This window comes from Streptomyces sp. B21-083 (assembly GCF_036898825.1).
Lineage (GTDB): Bacteria > Actinomycetota > Actinomycetes > Streptomycetales > Streptomycetaceae > Streptomyces.
Genome location: NZ_JARUND010000001.1, coordinates 1,392,052 through 1,405,737, shown reverse-complemented (window position 1 = coordinate 1,405,737; position 13,686 = coordinate 1,392,052). Strand labels below are relative to the sequence as shown.

Sequence of the window (13,686 nt, the reverse complement as noted above, 5' to 3'; positions counted from 1 at the left end):
CGGGGAGGAATCGCATTCCGTGACGGCGATGCGGAGTGCGCCGCAATCGGCTTCCCGGGCGCGGAGCGCCGTCGCAGACTGCCCGACGGAGCCGCTGAGGGCGTACGTGTGTTCCTGTGTTCGCTGGTTGGGGTGATCGCGACGGAAGGGGGTGTGGGTGATGTTGTGGTGGCAGGCACGGGGACCGACGGGGTAGGGCATGCCCGGTGGACGTTCCGACTTCGTGTGTCGTCCACTGCTCGTGCATCCTTGGTGGCGGAGTGGGGCCGCTGCCGGTGGGTGTGGAACGAGTGCGTGGCCAAGTCCAAGGCCGTGCACCTGCACAACAAGGCCACCGGGGACAAAGGGACGTGCGGCCCCGCACAGCTGGACAAGATGTTGACCGAGGCGCGCGGAGCGAGCCCATGGCTGCGCGAAGGCAGCTCGGTCCCGCAGCAGCAGATCATCAGGGATTTCGGCAAGTCCAAGGCCAAGGCGCACAAGGACATCAAGGACCGGCTGCCTGTGGCGCGCCGAGCCGGGATGCCCAGGTGGAAGAAGAAGCTTCAGGCGCTGCCCTCCCTCAACTACACCCGGCGCGGCTTCCGCCTGAAGGACGCACAGCTGCATGTGGCGGGCGGGATCGCCCTGACCGTGGTGTGGTCGCGGGACCTGCCCGCCGCCCCTTCCAGTGTCCGCGTCTACCAGGACAGCATCGGCCACTGGTACGCCAGCTTCGTAGTCCCCGCCGCCGTCGAGCCGCTGGCGCAGACCGGAGCAGTGATCGGCATCGACTGGGGTGTGAAGGAGACCGCCACCACCACATCCGACACCCACGATCTCCCGCACGCCGAGCACGGCAAGAAGGCCAAGGAGAAGCTGACCCGGTACGACCGAATGATGGCCCGCTGGAAGCCGAAGAAGGGGCAGGCCGGTTCGAAGGGCTACCGCGCGGTGAAGCGACTGCGTGCCAAGCTGCACAAGAAGGTCGCACGCCGACGCCAGGACGTCGGCCTCAAATGGGCAAAGGCCGTCGTGGCCGACCATGACGCCTTGGCTGTGGAGGACTTCAAGCCGAAGTTCCTCGCCAGGACTTCGATGGCCCGCAAGGCCGCCGACGCCGCCATCGGCGCCACGAAACAGGCCCTGATCGAGATGGGGCGCAAGCACGGACGTACCGTGTACCTGGTCCACCCCGCGCACACCACGATGGACTGCGCGCACTGCGGAGCGAGAGCCAAGCACGCACTGCCGCTGGGAGAGCGCACCTACACCTGCACCGTATGCGGGATCGCATCCCCACGGGACAAGAACTCCGCACACGTGATGCTCATCCGGGCTGGTCTCAACCCGGCTGGTGCCGAAGGCGCAAGACCACCTGGGGCGCTGCCCTCGGTGGCCGCCTGAGCCAAAAATCCCCTCCCACGGAGGGGAGGATTCAATGCTACGTTCGCCCGCCATGAGGATCATGGGGATGCAGCGACAGAACAGGCGTGCGAGTCGGATGCGGCGAGCGATGGTGGCCGGGTCCTATGGGGCCGCACTCGCCGCCGTCGCCGCCGGACTGGCGGCCCCCGCGCAGGCCGCACAGGCCTATGAGGGGTCGGGCGGCGTGTCCGGTGCAGGGCACCGGGCGCCGCACTGGGCGGCGAAGGACAGCGGCGCCACCGACGTCCGCTTCCGCGGACTGTCCGCCGTCAGCCGGGGTACCGCCTGGCTCGCCGGTACCCAGGGCACCGTCCTGCGCACCACCGACGCCGGCAGGAGCTGGCGAAACGTCTCTCCGCCGGGCGCGGCCGAGCTCCAGTTCCGGGACATCGAGGCGTTCGACGCTCGGCGCGCCGTGGTCCTGGCCATCGGAGAGGGAGAGGACTCCCGCGTCTACCGCACCGACGACGGCGGCGGAACCTGGACCGAGTCCTTCCGCAACACCGACGCCAGGGCCTTCTACGACTGCCTCACCTTCTTCGACAGCCGACACGGCCTGGCGATGAGCGACCCGGTGGACGGCAAGTTCCGCATCCTCTCCACCGGCGACGGCGGACGCTCCTGGAACGTGCTGCCCAGCGCCGGCATGCCGGCCGCGCTGGAGGGCGAGGCGGGCTTCGCGGCGAGCGGACAGTGCCTGGTCAGTTCCGGGCCGCGTGACGTCTGGCTGGCCACCGGCGGGGGCGCACGCGCGCGTGTGCTGCACTCCGCCGACCGCGGGCTCACGTGGACGGCCTCCGACACACCGATACCGGCGGGCGACCCGGCTCGTGGCGTCTTCGCGCTCGCCTTCCGCGACCGCACGCACGGACTAGCGGTCGGCGGGGACTACCGCGCCGACCAGACCTCACCGCGCGCGGGGGCGGTCACCGCGGACGGCGGTCGCACCTGGGCGACGGCCGCCACCTCCCCGCCCGCCTACCGCTCCGGCGTCGCCTGGCTCCCGTACAGCCGCACGGCGGCGCTCGCGGTCGGTCCTACCGGCACCGACCTCACCACGGACGCGGGGCGCACCTGGAAGACCGTCGACACGGGCTCGTACGACACCGTGGACTGCGCCCCCGACCTCGGCTGCTGGGCCGCCGGTGAGAAGGGGCGGGTGGCACGGCTCGAATCGTGAGGCGCGGGTACCCGTTCACCGGCACGGAACGAGAGGACGGCGCGAGCGAGGGAAGTGAACGGTCATGGCACGCGGTGCGAGCCCTAAGCGGGAACGTCAGTACGAGCACATCAAGGACAGTGCGCTGGACCGGGGCGAGAGCGAGAAGCGCGCCGAGGAGATCGCCGCGCGGACCGTCAACAAGGAACGCGCCCGCTCCGGCGAGTCGAAGACCGCCAGCCGTACGTCCATCCAGGACATGTCGTCCAGCAAGCGGGGTGGGCAGCGCTCGCACAAGGGCGCCCAGGGGCCGACGTACGACCAGCTCTACCAGGAGGCCAGGAAGCGCAACGTCCATGGCCGCTCCGACATGAACAAGGCGCAGCTGAAGAAGGCCCTCGGCGACAACTGAGGGACGGGGGACCTGCGGCGGGGGCCGGTCGGCGGGACCGTACGCTCGTCGTCACCATGGCGATGACGACGACCGTACCCATTCCGGCGGACTGGCCCACGACCGAGGAGCGGGCCCGCGCGGTCCAGGACGAGCTACGGCTGCGGGTGGTGGACGAGCCGGGCCCGCCGCCCGGAACCGGGCACGTCACGGGCGTAGACGTCGCCTACGACGACGAGCGCGACCTCGTCGTGGCCGCCGCGGTCGTCCTCGACGCGGCGAGCCTGGACGTCGTCGCCGAGGCCACGGCAGCCGGACGCGTCCCGTTCCCGTACGTGCCCGGCCTGCTCGCGTTCCGGGAGATCCCGGCCGTGCTGGCCGCCCTGGAGGCACTGCCCGTCCCGCCCGGCCTCGTCGTCTGCGACGGCTACGGCCTGGCCCACCCCCGCCGCTTCGGCCTCGCCAGCCACCTGGGCGTCCTCACCGGCCTCCCCACGATCGGCGTCGCGAAGAACCCGTTCACCTTCACCTACGAGGAGCCGGGTACCCCGCGCGGATCGGCGTCCCCCCTCCTGGCGGGCGCGCGGGAGGTCGGCCGCGCCCTGCGCACCCGGGACGCGGTCAAACCGGTGTTCGTCTCGGTCGGCCACCGCACCTCCCTCGACACGGCCTGCGCCCACACCCTCGCGCTCACCCCGGAGTACCGCCTCCCGGAAACGACCCGCCGGGCGGACGCCCTGTGCAGACGCGCCTTGAAGGAAGCGACTGCCTGAAGGAAGCGACTGTCCGGGAGCAGAACTCGCCCGACGGGATCAAATGATCATCTGAGTACCCGATCTGAGTACTTATACGGATGTCGGCAGTCCGGAGCTGTCGGCAGGCTGTGCCCATGACCACGCACAGAGCCCCGAAGCCCGTCACCAGCCCCGCCCAGCCCGTCGAGCGCGCCGTCACGGCGGCGCTGGTCGTCGCCGTACTGGTGGGACTCGCCTGGATCGGCGGCATGATCTACACGGTCACGGGCTGGGCCCAGTAGGCCCCCAGGAGCGTGCCGGGGGCGCGGGGTCACCTGGTGGCCGCGACCCGGAACGTGATCCCCGCCTTGCGCAGACGTTCGATCAACGCGTCGCCCATCGCCACGGCGGTGGTGACCTGCCCGGACGCCGCCGGGAGGTCGTCGAACGCCAGGGAGAGCGCCGACTCGGCGAACATCTTCGCCGTCTCGTCGTAGCCGGGGTCGCCGCCCGCGACCTCCGTGAACACCCGCTGTCCGCCACCCTCGCCCACGAACCGCACCGAGAACCAGCTCTTCGCCCGCCGCTCCGCGCTGGGCCCGTCACCAGGCTGAAGCCGCCCGGACAGCCAGCGTCGAGCGGGCGGCACCTGGGCCGCCGCGAACACGGCACCGGCGACGGCGACCCCGCCCACCACGAAGGGCAGCCGTCGTACCGCCGCGTAATGGCGGTACCGGAAATCGGGGCCGTACCGTTCCAGCGCGCGCGCCGAACGCACCACGACCTGCGGGTCGATGGTGGGCAGCGGCAGAGCCCAGGCGTCGACCTCCCCGGCGTACCGGGGCGGGCCCGCGGGGGCGGTCGCCCGGCGGCCCAGCAGCCGCGGCTCATGGCGCCGTCGGTCGCGTGCGGCGGCCAGCATCCGCGGTCCCCGGGAGAACTGGTTGAGCGCCGAGGCGAAGGTACCGCCGGAGAACATCGCGTCGGAGCGCACGAAGCCGTCCACGGTCAACGGCACCCCCTCGGGCAGCTGCGCGACCGTGAAGTACGCGCCCAGGTCGTGCGGGACCGAGTCGAAACCGCAGGCGTGCACCAGCCGCGCGCCGGTCTCCCGCGCGCGCGTGTCGTGGCGGACGTACATCAGGTCGACGAACTCGGGCTCACCGCTGAGGTCGAGGTAGTCGGTGCCGGCGTCCGCGCAGGCGGCGACGAGCTCCTCGCCGTACGTCAGATAGGGGCCCACCGTCGTGGCCAGCACGCGCGCGTGCCCCGCGAGGGCGCGCAGCGAGTCCGGGTCGGACACGTCCGCCCGCAAGATCCCGATCTCGGCCGCCCTGCCCACGCCCGCGAGGCGCTCGCGCAGTCGCTCCAGCTTGTCCGCGCTGCGGCCGGCGACCGCCCAGCGCAGACCCTCGGGCGCGTGTGCGGCGAGGTATTCGGCGGTGAGTGTGCCGACGAAGCCCGTGGCTCCGAACAGCACGATGTCGTACGGACGTTCCACCTTGGTCGACCTGCTCATGACACCCCTCATGGCGCGTCCCGCGCCGTTGTCGGTGGTCGAGGCTAGCGTGAGGGGGAGTGGAGGCTCGCGGCCGGGCGGTGTCCGGAGCGGGTCGCTTGGCCAAGCGCTTGCTTAATATGTGCCCGGTAAAGCCTTGTGCCGAGTCGAGCGCGTTCCTAGCATCGCGAGTGTCACATCGGTTGGGTCACGGGAGCGGGGGCGCGATGTCAGTGGCGGGGACGGCGGGAAGCGGTCCGCTCACCGGAGTGCGCGTGGTCGAGCTGGCGGGCATCGGGCCAGGACCGTTCGCCGCGATGCTCCTCGCCGACCTGGGCGCCGACGTGGTCCGCGTGGACCGCCCGGGGGGCACCGGACTCGCCGTCGACCCCGAGTACGACGTGACCAACCGCAACAAACGCTCGGTGATCGTCGACCTGAAGGCAGCCGACGGCCCCTCCCGCGTCCTCGATCTGGCCGCCCGCGCCGACATCCTGGTCGAGGGTTACCGCCCGGCGTCGCCGAGCGCCTCGGGATCGGCCCCGAGACCTGCCACGCCCGCAACCCGAGGCTCGTCTACGGCCGGATGACGGGCTGGGGCCAGGAAGGCCCGCTCGCCCGCCGCGCCGGGCACGACATCGCGTACCTCGCCCCGACCGGCATCCTCGGCATGATCGGCAGCCCGCAGGAACCGCCGCCCGTCCCGGCCAACCTCCTCGGCGACTTCGCGGGCGGCTCCCTCTACCTCGTCGTCGGCGTGCTCGCCGCCCTCCACCACGCGCGCGCGACGGGTACCGGCCAGGTCGTGGACGCCGCGATCGTCGACGGCGCGGCCCACCTCGCCGCGATGATCCACGGCATGCTCGCGGCGGGCGGCTGGCAGGACCGGCGCGGCGCCAACCTCCTCGACGGGGGCTGCCCGTACTACGGGACGTACGAGACCGCCGACGGCCGCTACATGGCCGTCGGCGCGCTGGAACCGCAGTTCTACGAGGAGTTCCTCGACCTGCTCGGCCTCCCGGAGCACGCCGCCGCCCGCAAGGACATCACCCGCTGGGACGACCTGCGCGAGGCCGTCACCGCCCGCTTCGCCTCCCGTACGAGGGACGAGTGGACGGCCGTCTTCGAGGGCTCCGACGCCTGCGTGGCGCCCGTCCTCTCGCTGCGCGAGGCCCCGCACCACCCGCACCTGGCCGCCCGCGGCACCTTCACCGACCACAGCGGCATCACCCAGCCCGCGCCCGCGCCCCGGTTCTCCGTGAGCCACACGTCGATCCACAGCGGCCCGGCCCGGCCCGGCGCCGACACGGGGGACGTGGCGCGCGACTGGGACGTGCCCCGACTCCTGCAGGATGGCGGCTGACCTCGGTCGACGCCCGCTCGCCCACCCTCCCCGAAAGGCCCACCAGTGAGCACCGAAGCGTACGTGTACGACGCGATCCGCACCCCGCGCGGACGCGGCAAGTCGAGCGGAGCCCTGCACGGCACCAAGCCCGTCGACCTCGTCGTAGGCCTCATCCACGAGATCAGGAACCGCTTCCCCGACCTCGACCCGGCCGCGATCGACGACATCGTGCTCGGCGTCGTCGGACCGGTCGGCGACCAGGGTTCCGACATCGCGCGGGTCGCCGCGGTCGTCGCCGGGCTGCCCGACACCGTGGCCGGCGTCCAGGAGAACCGCTTCTGTGCGTCGGGCCTGGAGGCCGTCAACATGGCCGCCGCCAAGGTGCGTTCGGGCTGGGAGGACCTCGTCCTCGCGGGCGGCGTCGAATCGATGTCACGGGTGCCGATGGCCTCGGACGGCGGTGCCTGGTTCAACGACCCGATGACCAACCTCGCCGTCAACTTCGTGCCGCAGGGCATCGGCGCCGACCTCATCGCCACCATCGAGGGCTTCTCACGGCGAGACGTCGACGAGTACGCGGCCCTGTCTCAGGAGCGGGCCGCGACCGCGACGAAGGAGGGCCGCTTCGAGCGGTCCCTGGTCCCGGTGAAGGACCGCAACGGCCTTGTCGTCCTCGACCACGACGAACACCTGCGCCCCGGCACCACGGCCGACTCCCTGGCCCGGCTGAAGCCGTCCTTCGCGGACATCGGCGACCTGGGCGGCTTCGACGCCGTGGCGCTCCAGACGTACCACTGGGTCGAGAAGATCGACCATGTCCACCACGCGGGCAACTCCTCCGGCATCGTCGACGGCGCCTCGCTGGTCGCGATCGGCTCCCAGGAGGTCGGCGAGCGCTACGGGCTGCGTCCGCGCGCGCGGATCGTCTCCGCCGCGGTCTCCGGCTCCGAGCCCACCATCATGCTCACCGGCCCGGCGCCCGCCACCCGCAAGGCCCTCGCAAAGGCCGGGCTGACCATCGACGACATCGACCTCGTCGAGATCAACGAGGCGTTCGCAGCCGTCGTCCTGCGCTTCGCACGGGACATGGGCCTGTCCCTCGACAAGATCAACGTCAACGGCGGCGCCATCGCGCTCGGCCACCCGCTGGGCGCCACCGGCGCGATGATCCTCGGCACCCTCGTCGACGAACTGGAGCGCCAGGACAAGCGGTACGGCCTCGCCACGCTGTGCGTGGGCGGCGGGATGGGCATCGCGACGATCGTCGAGCGGCTCTGACTCGCCGGCGACTCCCTGGCGACTTCCCGGCGGCATCAGCCGAGTCGGCCGAACCGGGAGAGTCGTTCACAGCCCCGGCTTGGGCGGCACCAAGAGACTTCTGAGCTTTCTACGGAGATCCCCGTCATGACACAGAGCACCACCATCCGCTGGGAACAGGACCGCACCGGTCTCGTCACCCTCGTCCTCGACGACCCGGACCAGTCCGCGAACACCATGAACCAGGCGTTCCGCGACTCCCTCGCGGTGGTCACCGACCGCCTGGAGGCCGAGAAGGACACCATCCGCGGCATCATCCTCACCTCCGCCAAGAAGACGTTCTTCGCGGGCGGCGACCTGCGCGACCTGATCCGGGTCACTCCCGACACGGCCCAGGAGCTGTTCGAGGGCGGCCTCGCCATCAAGCGCGACCTGCGCCGCATCGAGACCCTGGGCAAGCCGGTGGTCGCGGCGATGAACGGCGCGGCCCTGGGCGGCGGTTACGAGCTCGCGCTGGCCTGCCACCACCGGGTCGCACTCGACGCGCCGGGTTCGAAGATCGGCTGCCCCGAGGTCACCCTAGGCCTGCTCCCCGGGGGCGGCGGGATCGTCCGTACGGTACGCATGCTGGGCATCACCGACGCGCTGCTGAAGGTGCTGCTCCAGGGCACCCAGTACAACCCCCAGCGCGCCCTGAAGAACGGCCTGATCGACGAAGTTGCCGCCACCCAGGACGAGTTGATGGCCAAGGCCGTCGCCTTCATCGACGCCAACCCCCAGTCGCAGCAGCCCTGGGACAAGCCCGGCTACCGCATCCCGGGCGGCACCCCGGCCAACCCCAGGTTCGCGGCGAACCTGCCCGCCTTCCCCGCCAACCTGCGCAAGCAGACGAACGGCGCGCCCTACCCGGCCCCGCGCGCCATCCTCGCGGCGGCCGTCGAGGGCGCCCAGGTCGACTTCGAGACCGCGCAGGTCATCGAAGCCCGCTACTTCGTGGAACTGGCCGCCGGACAGACGTCGAAGAACATGATCCAGGCGTTCTTCTTCGACCTCCAGGCCGTCAACTCGGGCGCCAACCGCCCCAAGGGCGTCGAGCCGCGCCCGGTCCGCAAGGTGGCGGTCCTCGGCGCGGGGATGATGGGCGCGGGCATCGCGTACTCGTGCGCCCGCGCGGGCATCGACGTCGTCCTCAAGGACGTGTCGGCCGACGCGGCGGCCCGAGGGAAGAACTACTCCGAGAAGCTGTGCGCGAAGGCCGTCTCCAGGGGACGCTCCAGCCAGGAGAAGGCGGACGCGCTGCTCGCTCGCATCACACCGACCGCGGATCCCCAGGACGTGGCCGGCTGCGACGCGGTCATCGAGGCGGTCTTCGAGGACCCGGCCCTGAAGCACAAGGTGTTCCAGGAGATCCAGCACCTCGTCGAACCGGACGCCCTGCTGTGCTCCAACACCTCGACGCTGCCCATCTCGGCCCTCGCCGAAGGCGTCGAACGCCAGGCCGACTTCGTCGGACTGCACTTCTTCTCGCCGGTCGACAAGATGCCGCTCGTCGAGATCATCAAGGGCGAGCGGACGGGGGACGAGGCGCTGGCGCGGGCCTTCGACCTGGTCCGCCAGATCAGGAAGACCCCGATCGTCGTCAACGACTCGCGCGGCTTCTTCACCTCACGCGTGATCGGGCACTTCATCAACGAGGGCGTGGCGATGGTCGGCGAGGGCATCGAGCCCGCGTCGATCGAACAGGCGGCCGCACAGGCCGGTTACCCGGCGAAGGTGCTGTCCCTCATGGACGAACTGACGCTGACGCTGCCCCGCAAAATCCGGACGGAGTCCAGGCGGGCGGTGGAGGAGGCCGGCGGTACATGGACGACGCATCCCGCGGAGGCGGTGATCGACCGCATGGTGGACGAGTTCGGCCGCACCGGGCGGAGCGGCGGCGGGGGGTTCTACGAGTACGGGGAGGACGGCAAGCGGGCGGGCCTGTGGCCGGGGCTGCGGGAGCACTTCTCGCACGAGGACGCGGCGGGCACGGAGGGCACGCGGATCCCCTTCAAGGACATGCAGGAACGCATGCTGTTCTTGGAGGCGCTGGACACGGTGAGGCTGCTGGAGGAGGGCGTCCTGACGTCGGTCGCCGACGCCAACATCGGCTCCATCTTCGGTATCGGATTCCCGGGGTGGACGGGAGGTGTCCTGCAGTACGTCAACGGCTACGAGGGAGGCCTGCCGGGCTTCGTGACGCGGGCGCGTGAGCTGGCGGACCGGTACGGGGAGCGGTTCGCACCGCCGGCGCTGCTGGTGGAGAAGGCGGCGAAGGGGGAGGGGTTCGGGGACGGCTAGGGCTGCCGCCCCCGCTCTGGGGGCTGCCGCCCCCAGAGCCCCGCAACGGCCCTGAACGGGCCTCGTCCTCAAACTCCCCCAGAGGGGGGACCCCAGACGGGCTGAAGATGCCGGCCGGCGCTTGAGGGTGCCACGAGCGGCTGAGTGAACCGCGCTACCTCGCGCCCCTCACCCCACAGACACTTCTCAGCCACCTCATAGCCCCTTCACCCCTCCCGCCCCTCAGCTGCCCTCTTCTGTACGGGAGTTGACCGAGATACCGTCCGGCGCATGCCGATACGCATGCGCCTCACGGCCTGGAGAACGCTCGCCACGGCGGCCACCGCCGCCCTCACGGCCGCCCTGCTCACCCCGGCCGTCGCCCACAGCGACCCACGGGAGAGCAGACCCGTCTACTCCTACGACAACGCGATCCGCGAGGCCGTCTGGGTGGACACCGGACTCGACGGTGACAGCGACGGGAAGACCGACCGGGTGGCCGTCGACATCGTCCGGCCGCGTGAACCCGCCGCGCAGGGTCGCAAAGTACCCGTGATCATGGACGCCAGTCCCTACTACTCCTGCTGCGGACGCGGCAACGAGAGCCAGCGCAAGACGTACGACGCCGGCGGCAACGTTGTCCAGATGCCGCTGTTCTACGACAACTACTTCGTGCCGCGCGGCTACGCCTTCGTCGGCGTGGACCTGGCCGGCACCAACCGCTCCGACGGCTGCGCCGACGTCGGCGGACGCTCCGACGTCCAGTCCGCGAAGGCCGTCGTCGACTGGCTGAACGGCCGCGCCAAGGGCTACACGACCCGCACGGGCACCGACCGGGCCAAGGCGAACTGGACCAACGGCAAGACGGGCATGATCGGTAAGAGCTACGACGGCACGATCGCCAACGGCGTCGCCGCCACCGGGGTCGAGGGCCTGAAGACGATCGTCCCGATCAGCTCCATATCCTCCTGGTACGACTACTACGTCGCCCAGGGCGCCCCGCTCTACGCCTCCGGCCCCGAATGGCTGTCGGACTACGTCGAGAGCCCCGCCGCCCGCGCCAAGTGCGCCGCGGTACAGCAGAAGATCGTGGACGGATCCCCTCTCAGCGGTGACTGGACGTCCTTCTGGACCGCGCGCGACTACGCGAAGGACGCCCGGAAGGTCAGGGCCAGCGTCTTCGTCATCCACGGACAGCAGGACCTCAACGTCCGCCCCAAGCACTTCGGCCAGTGGTGGGACGCCCTCGCGAAGCACGGCGTCGAGCGCAAGATCTGGCTCTCGCAGACCGGCCACGTCGACCCCTTCGACTTCCGCCGCGCAGCCTGGGTCGACACCCTGCACCGCTGGTTCGACCACGAACTCCTCGGATACGAAAACGGCATCGACGACGAGCCCATGGCCGACATCGAACGCCACCCCGACCAGTGGGTCACCTCCGCCACCTGGCCGCCCCGCTCCACGCACACGGTGAGCCTGCGCCCCGGCACCGGCACACAGCCAGGCGTCGGCACCCTGGGCCTACGGAAGCAGTCCGGCGCGGAGAAGTTCACCGACGACCCGAGCCTGAGCGAGACCGACTGGTCCGCGCAGATCGACAGCCCGACGCCCGGCAAGGCCGGCTTCATCACCAAGCCCCTCACCGAGAACCTGCGTGTGTCCGGCTCGTCCGCGGTGACCGTGACGGCCACCCCGAGCACCTCGACGGCCCACCTCACCGCCGTCCTGGTCGACCTCGGCCCCGACACCATCCGGGACTACGCCGACGGCGCCGAGGGCATCACCACGCTCACCGACCGCACCTGCTGGGGCCCGAGCACCACCGGCGACAGCTCCTGCTTCCGCTCGACTGCGGCGAAGACGACAGCCGTCGACTACACGATCTTCAGCAGGGGCTGGGCCGACCTGGGCAACCACGCCTCCGCCACCAAGGGCGTCCCGCTCACCCCGGGCAAGCCCTACACGATCACCCTCGCCCTGCACGCGAGCGACCACGTGATCCCGACGGGCCACCGCCTCGCCCTGATCGTCGCGGGCACGGACAAGGACCTCATCGACCCCCCGTCGACCACCCCGACCCTGACGCTCGACCTGTCCCGTACGACGGCCAGGGTCCCGCTCGTCGGCGGTGCCGGCGCGTTCGCGCGGGCCACGGCGGGCGCCGTCACGGCCACTCCGGGCCCGTCCCTCCTCGACGGCGTCCGCGACCCGCGCGCCGCCCGCCGCATACCGGGGGCCGTATGAGACCGCGTCTGACCGCGGTGCTCGCCGCCACCCTCGCCGCACCCCTGCTGTCGGCCCCCGCGTACGCTGCCGAGAGCCGAAGCGGGCCTCCGCGCACGGGATTCGAGCAGACGAACGGCGCCCGCTGGACCAGTCAGCCCGAGGAGCAGGACTTCCTCGCCGCCGTCGACCGGGGAAGCGCCCGTGTGACGCTCACCCGCATCGGCACCACCGAGCAGAACCGCCCCCTGCGACTCGTCCGCATCGGCGAACGCCCCACCACCCGCACCGTGCTGCTCATCTGCAGCCAGCACGGTGACGAGCCGTCCGGCCGCGAGGCCTGTCTCACGACGATCCGCGATCTCGCCTACGCGAAGGACGCGCGGACGAAGGCGTTCCTGTCGCGCACCACGCTGCTCGTCGTCCCCACCGCCAACCCCGACGGGCGGGCCGCCGACACCCGGGGCAACAGCGACGGCATCGACATCAACCGCGACCACCTGGCCCTGCGGACGGCGGAAGCGCGCGCGATGGCGGCGGTCCTCCGCGACCGTGAGCCCGACGTGGTCTACGACCTGCACGAGTACGGGGCCACGCCCCCGTACTACGACAAGGACCTGTTCGACCTCTGGCCGCGCAACCTCAACACCGACCCGGCCGTGCACGACGAGGCACAGACCCTGTCGCGGACGTACGTACGGCCGGGCGCCCGGAGCGCCGGGTTCACGACCGGCACGTACGGCATCTGGACCGACCCCGTCACCGGCGACCCGATCCGGCAGGTCGCCGGGGACGGCCAGGAGCGCATCCTGCGGAACATGTCCGGGGTGAAGCACTCGGTCGGGCTGCTGATCGAGAGCCGGGTCGAGCCTGCGGCGGTAGGAACCCCGGAGCCGGACAACAACCGGCGCCGAGTGAACTCCCAACTCGCCGCGCTGAAGGGGCTGTTCAGCTTCGCCGGCGAGCGGGGACGACAGGTCGACGCGGCCACCGGCGCCGCGCGGCTGGCCGGGTACCGGGACACCGGGCCGGTCTACCTCGGCGGCGCGGACAACGACCCCGCCGAACCCGCCGAGGTGATCGGGAACCCGGCATGCGGCTACCGGCTCACGGGCGAGCAGTACACGGAGGTGGCCGACGAACTGGCGTTGCACGGAGTGCGGGTACGGCGGGACATCAACGGGGCCGGGGCGTACGTTCCCCTGCGCCAGTCACTGCGCGCTCTCGTACCGCTGCTGCTCGACGAGCGGGCGCCGTACCACCTGACGGCGGGGGAGGCGGTCACGGACTGCTGAGCCGGTGCTGTCTTCGGGCGCGCCCCGCGCCCCGACAGGGGCGTGGGGAACTGCGCGA

Annotated in this window: 10 protein-coding genes and 1 pseudogene; 10 read left to right on the top strand and 1 reads right to left on the bottom strand. The window is 71.4% G+C overall.

Annotated elements, in window-relative coordinates; translation table 11 throughout:
- Window positions 1-168 precede the first annotated feature (168 nt).
- The 5 genes from QA861_RS06160 to mmpA all read left to right on the top strand — a co-directional run bounded on the left by QA861_RS06160 (window position 169) and on the right by mmpA (window position 3,993).
- Window positions 169-1,386 carry an RNA-guided endonuclease InsQ/TnpB family protein gene (locus tag QA861_RS06160; RefSeq protein WP_334590470.1) on the top strand — a complete coding sequence of 406 codons (1,218 nt, stop codon included), beginning with the start codon at window positions 169-171 and terminating at the stop codon, window positions 1,384-1,386.
- Window positions 1,387-1,495: 109 nt separating this feature from the next.
- Window positions 1,496-2,587 (top strand): WD40/YVTN/BNR-like repeat-containing protein, encoded by a 1,092-nt coding sequence (locus QA861_RS06155; protein WP_443041548.1) that lies wholly within the window; start codon window positions 1,496-1,498, stop codon window positions 2,585-2,587.
- A gap of 64 nt (window positions 2,588-2,651) precedes the next feature.
- Window positions 2,652-2,978, top strand: a complete 327-nt coding sequence (locus QA861_RS06150) for a plasmid stabilization protein (protein ID WP_334587183.1) — start codon at window positions 2,652-2,654, stop codon at window positions 2,976-2,978.
- A gap of 56 nt (window positions 2,979-3,034) precedes the next feature.
- Window positions 3,035-3,730, top strand: a complete 696-nt coding sequence (locus QA861_RS06145) for an endonuclease V (RefSeq protein WP_443041451.1) — start codon at window positions 3,035-3,037, stop codon at window positions 3,728-3,730.
- A 116-nt stretch (window positions 3,731-3,846) separates the two neighbouring features.
- Complete coding sequence (gene mmpA, locus QA861_RS06140) at window positions 3,847-3,993, top strand: morphogenic membrane protein MmpA (RefSeq protein WP_334587181.1); 147 nt, start codon at window positions 3,847-3,849, stop codon at window positions 3,991-3,993.
- Window positions 3,994-4,022: 29 nt separating this feature from the next.
- On the opposite strand, the gene QA861_RS06135 is transcribed toward mmpA, so the two are convergent.
- Window positions 4,023-5,210 (bottom strand): saccharopine dehydrogenase family protein, encoded by a 1,188-nt coding sequence (locus QA861_RS06135; RefSeq protein WP_334587180.1) that lies wholly within the window; start codon window positions 5,208-5,210, stop codon window positions 4,023-4,025.
- A gap of 119 nt (window positions 5,211-5,329) precedes the next feature.
- On the opposite strand from QA861_RS06135, the pseudogene QA861_RS06130 reads away from it, so the two are divergent.
- The 5 genes and pseudogenes from QA861_RS06130 to QA861_RS06110 all read left to right on the top strand — a co-directional run bounded on the left by QA861_RS06130 (window position 5,330) and on the right by QA861_RS06110 (window position 13,628).
- Window positions 5,330-6,552 (top strand): annotated as a pseudogene (locus QA861_RS06130) (CaiB/BaiF CoA transferase family protein).
- 45 nt (window positions 6,553-6,597) lie between these two features.
- Entirely contained in the window at window positions 6,598-7,812 is a 1,215-nt protein-coding gene (locus QA861_RS06125; RefSeq protein WP_334587179.1) for an acetyl-CoA C-acetyltransferase, read from the top strand.
- A gap of 126 nt (window positions 7,813-7,938) precedes the next feature.
- On the top strand, window positions 7,939-10,131 hold the full coding sequence (locus QA861_RS06120; RefSeq protein WP_334587178.1) for a 3-hydroxyacyl-CoA dehydrogenase NAD-binding domain-containing protein: 2,193 nt from the start codon (window positions 7,939-7,941) through the stop codon (window positions 10,129-10,131).
- A gap of 270 nt (window positions 10,132-10,401) precedes the next feature.
- Complete coding sequence (locus tag QA861_RS06115; protein WP_334587177.1) at window positions 10,402-12,354, top strand: Xaa-Pro dipeptidyl-peptidase; 1,953 nt, start codon at window positions 10,402-10,404, stop codon at window positions 12,352-12,354.
- The gene (locus QA861_RS06110) at window positions 12,351-13,628 is read left to right on the top strand and encodes a M14 family metallopeptidase (RefSeq protein WP_334587176.1); all 1,278 of its coding nucleotides are present in this window, start codon (window positions 12,351-12,353) and stop codon (window positions 13,626-13,628) included. Before QA861_RS06115 ends, QA861_RS06110 begins: the two co-directional genes overlap by 4 nt.
- Window positions 13,629-13,686: the final 58 nt, after the last annotated feature.

Bases quoted from the DNA above. Each gene is read 5' to 3' on its own strand.
- QA861_RS06155 (WP_443041548.1), top strand. From the start codon at position 1,496: ATGGTGGCCGGGTCCTATGGGGCCGCACTCGCCGCCGTCGCCGCCGGA.
- QA861_RS06150 (WP_334587183.1), top strand. From the start codon at position 2,652: ATGGCACGCGGTGCGAGCCCTAAGCGGGAACGTCAGTACGAGCACATC.
- QA861_RS06145 (WP_443041451.1), top strand. From the start codon at position 3,035: ATGGCGATGACGACGACCGTACCCATTCCGGCGGACTGGCCCACGACC.
- mmpA (WP_334587181.1), top strand. From the start codon at position 3,847: ATGACCACGCACAGAGCCCCGAAGCCCGTCACCAGCCCCGCCCAGCCC.
- QA861_RS06135 (WP_334587180.1), bottom strand. From the start codon at position 5,210: ATGAGCAGGTCGACCAAGGTGGAACGTCCGTACGACATCGTGCTGTTC.
- QA861_RS06120 (WP_334587178.1), top strand. From the start codon at position 7,939: ATGACACAGAGCACCACCATCCGCTGGGAACAGGACCGCACCGGTCTC.
- QA861_RS06115 (WP_334587177.1), top strand. From the start codon at position 10,402: ATGCCGATACGCATGCGCCTCACGGCCTGGAGAACGCTCGCCACGGCG.
- QA861_RS06110 (WP_334587176.1), top strand. From the start codon at position 12,351: ATGAGACCGCGTCTGACCGCGGTGCTCGCCGCCACCCTCGCCGCACCC.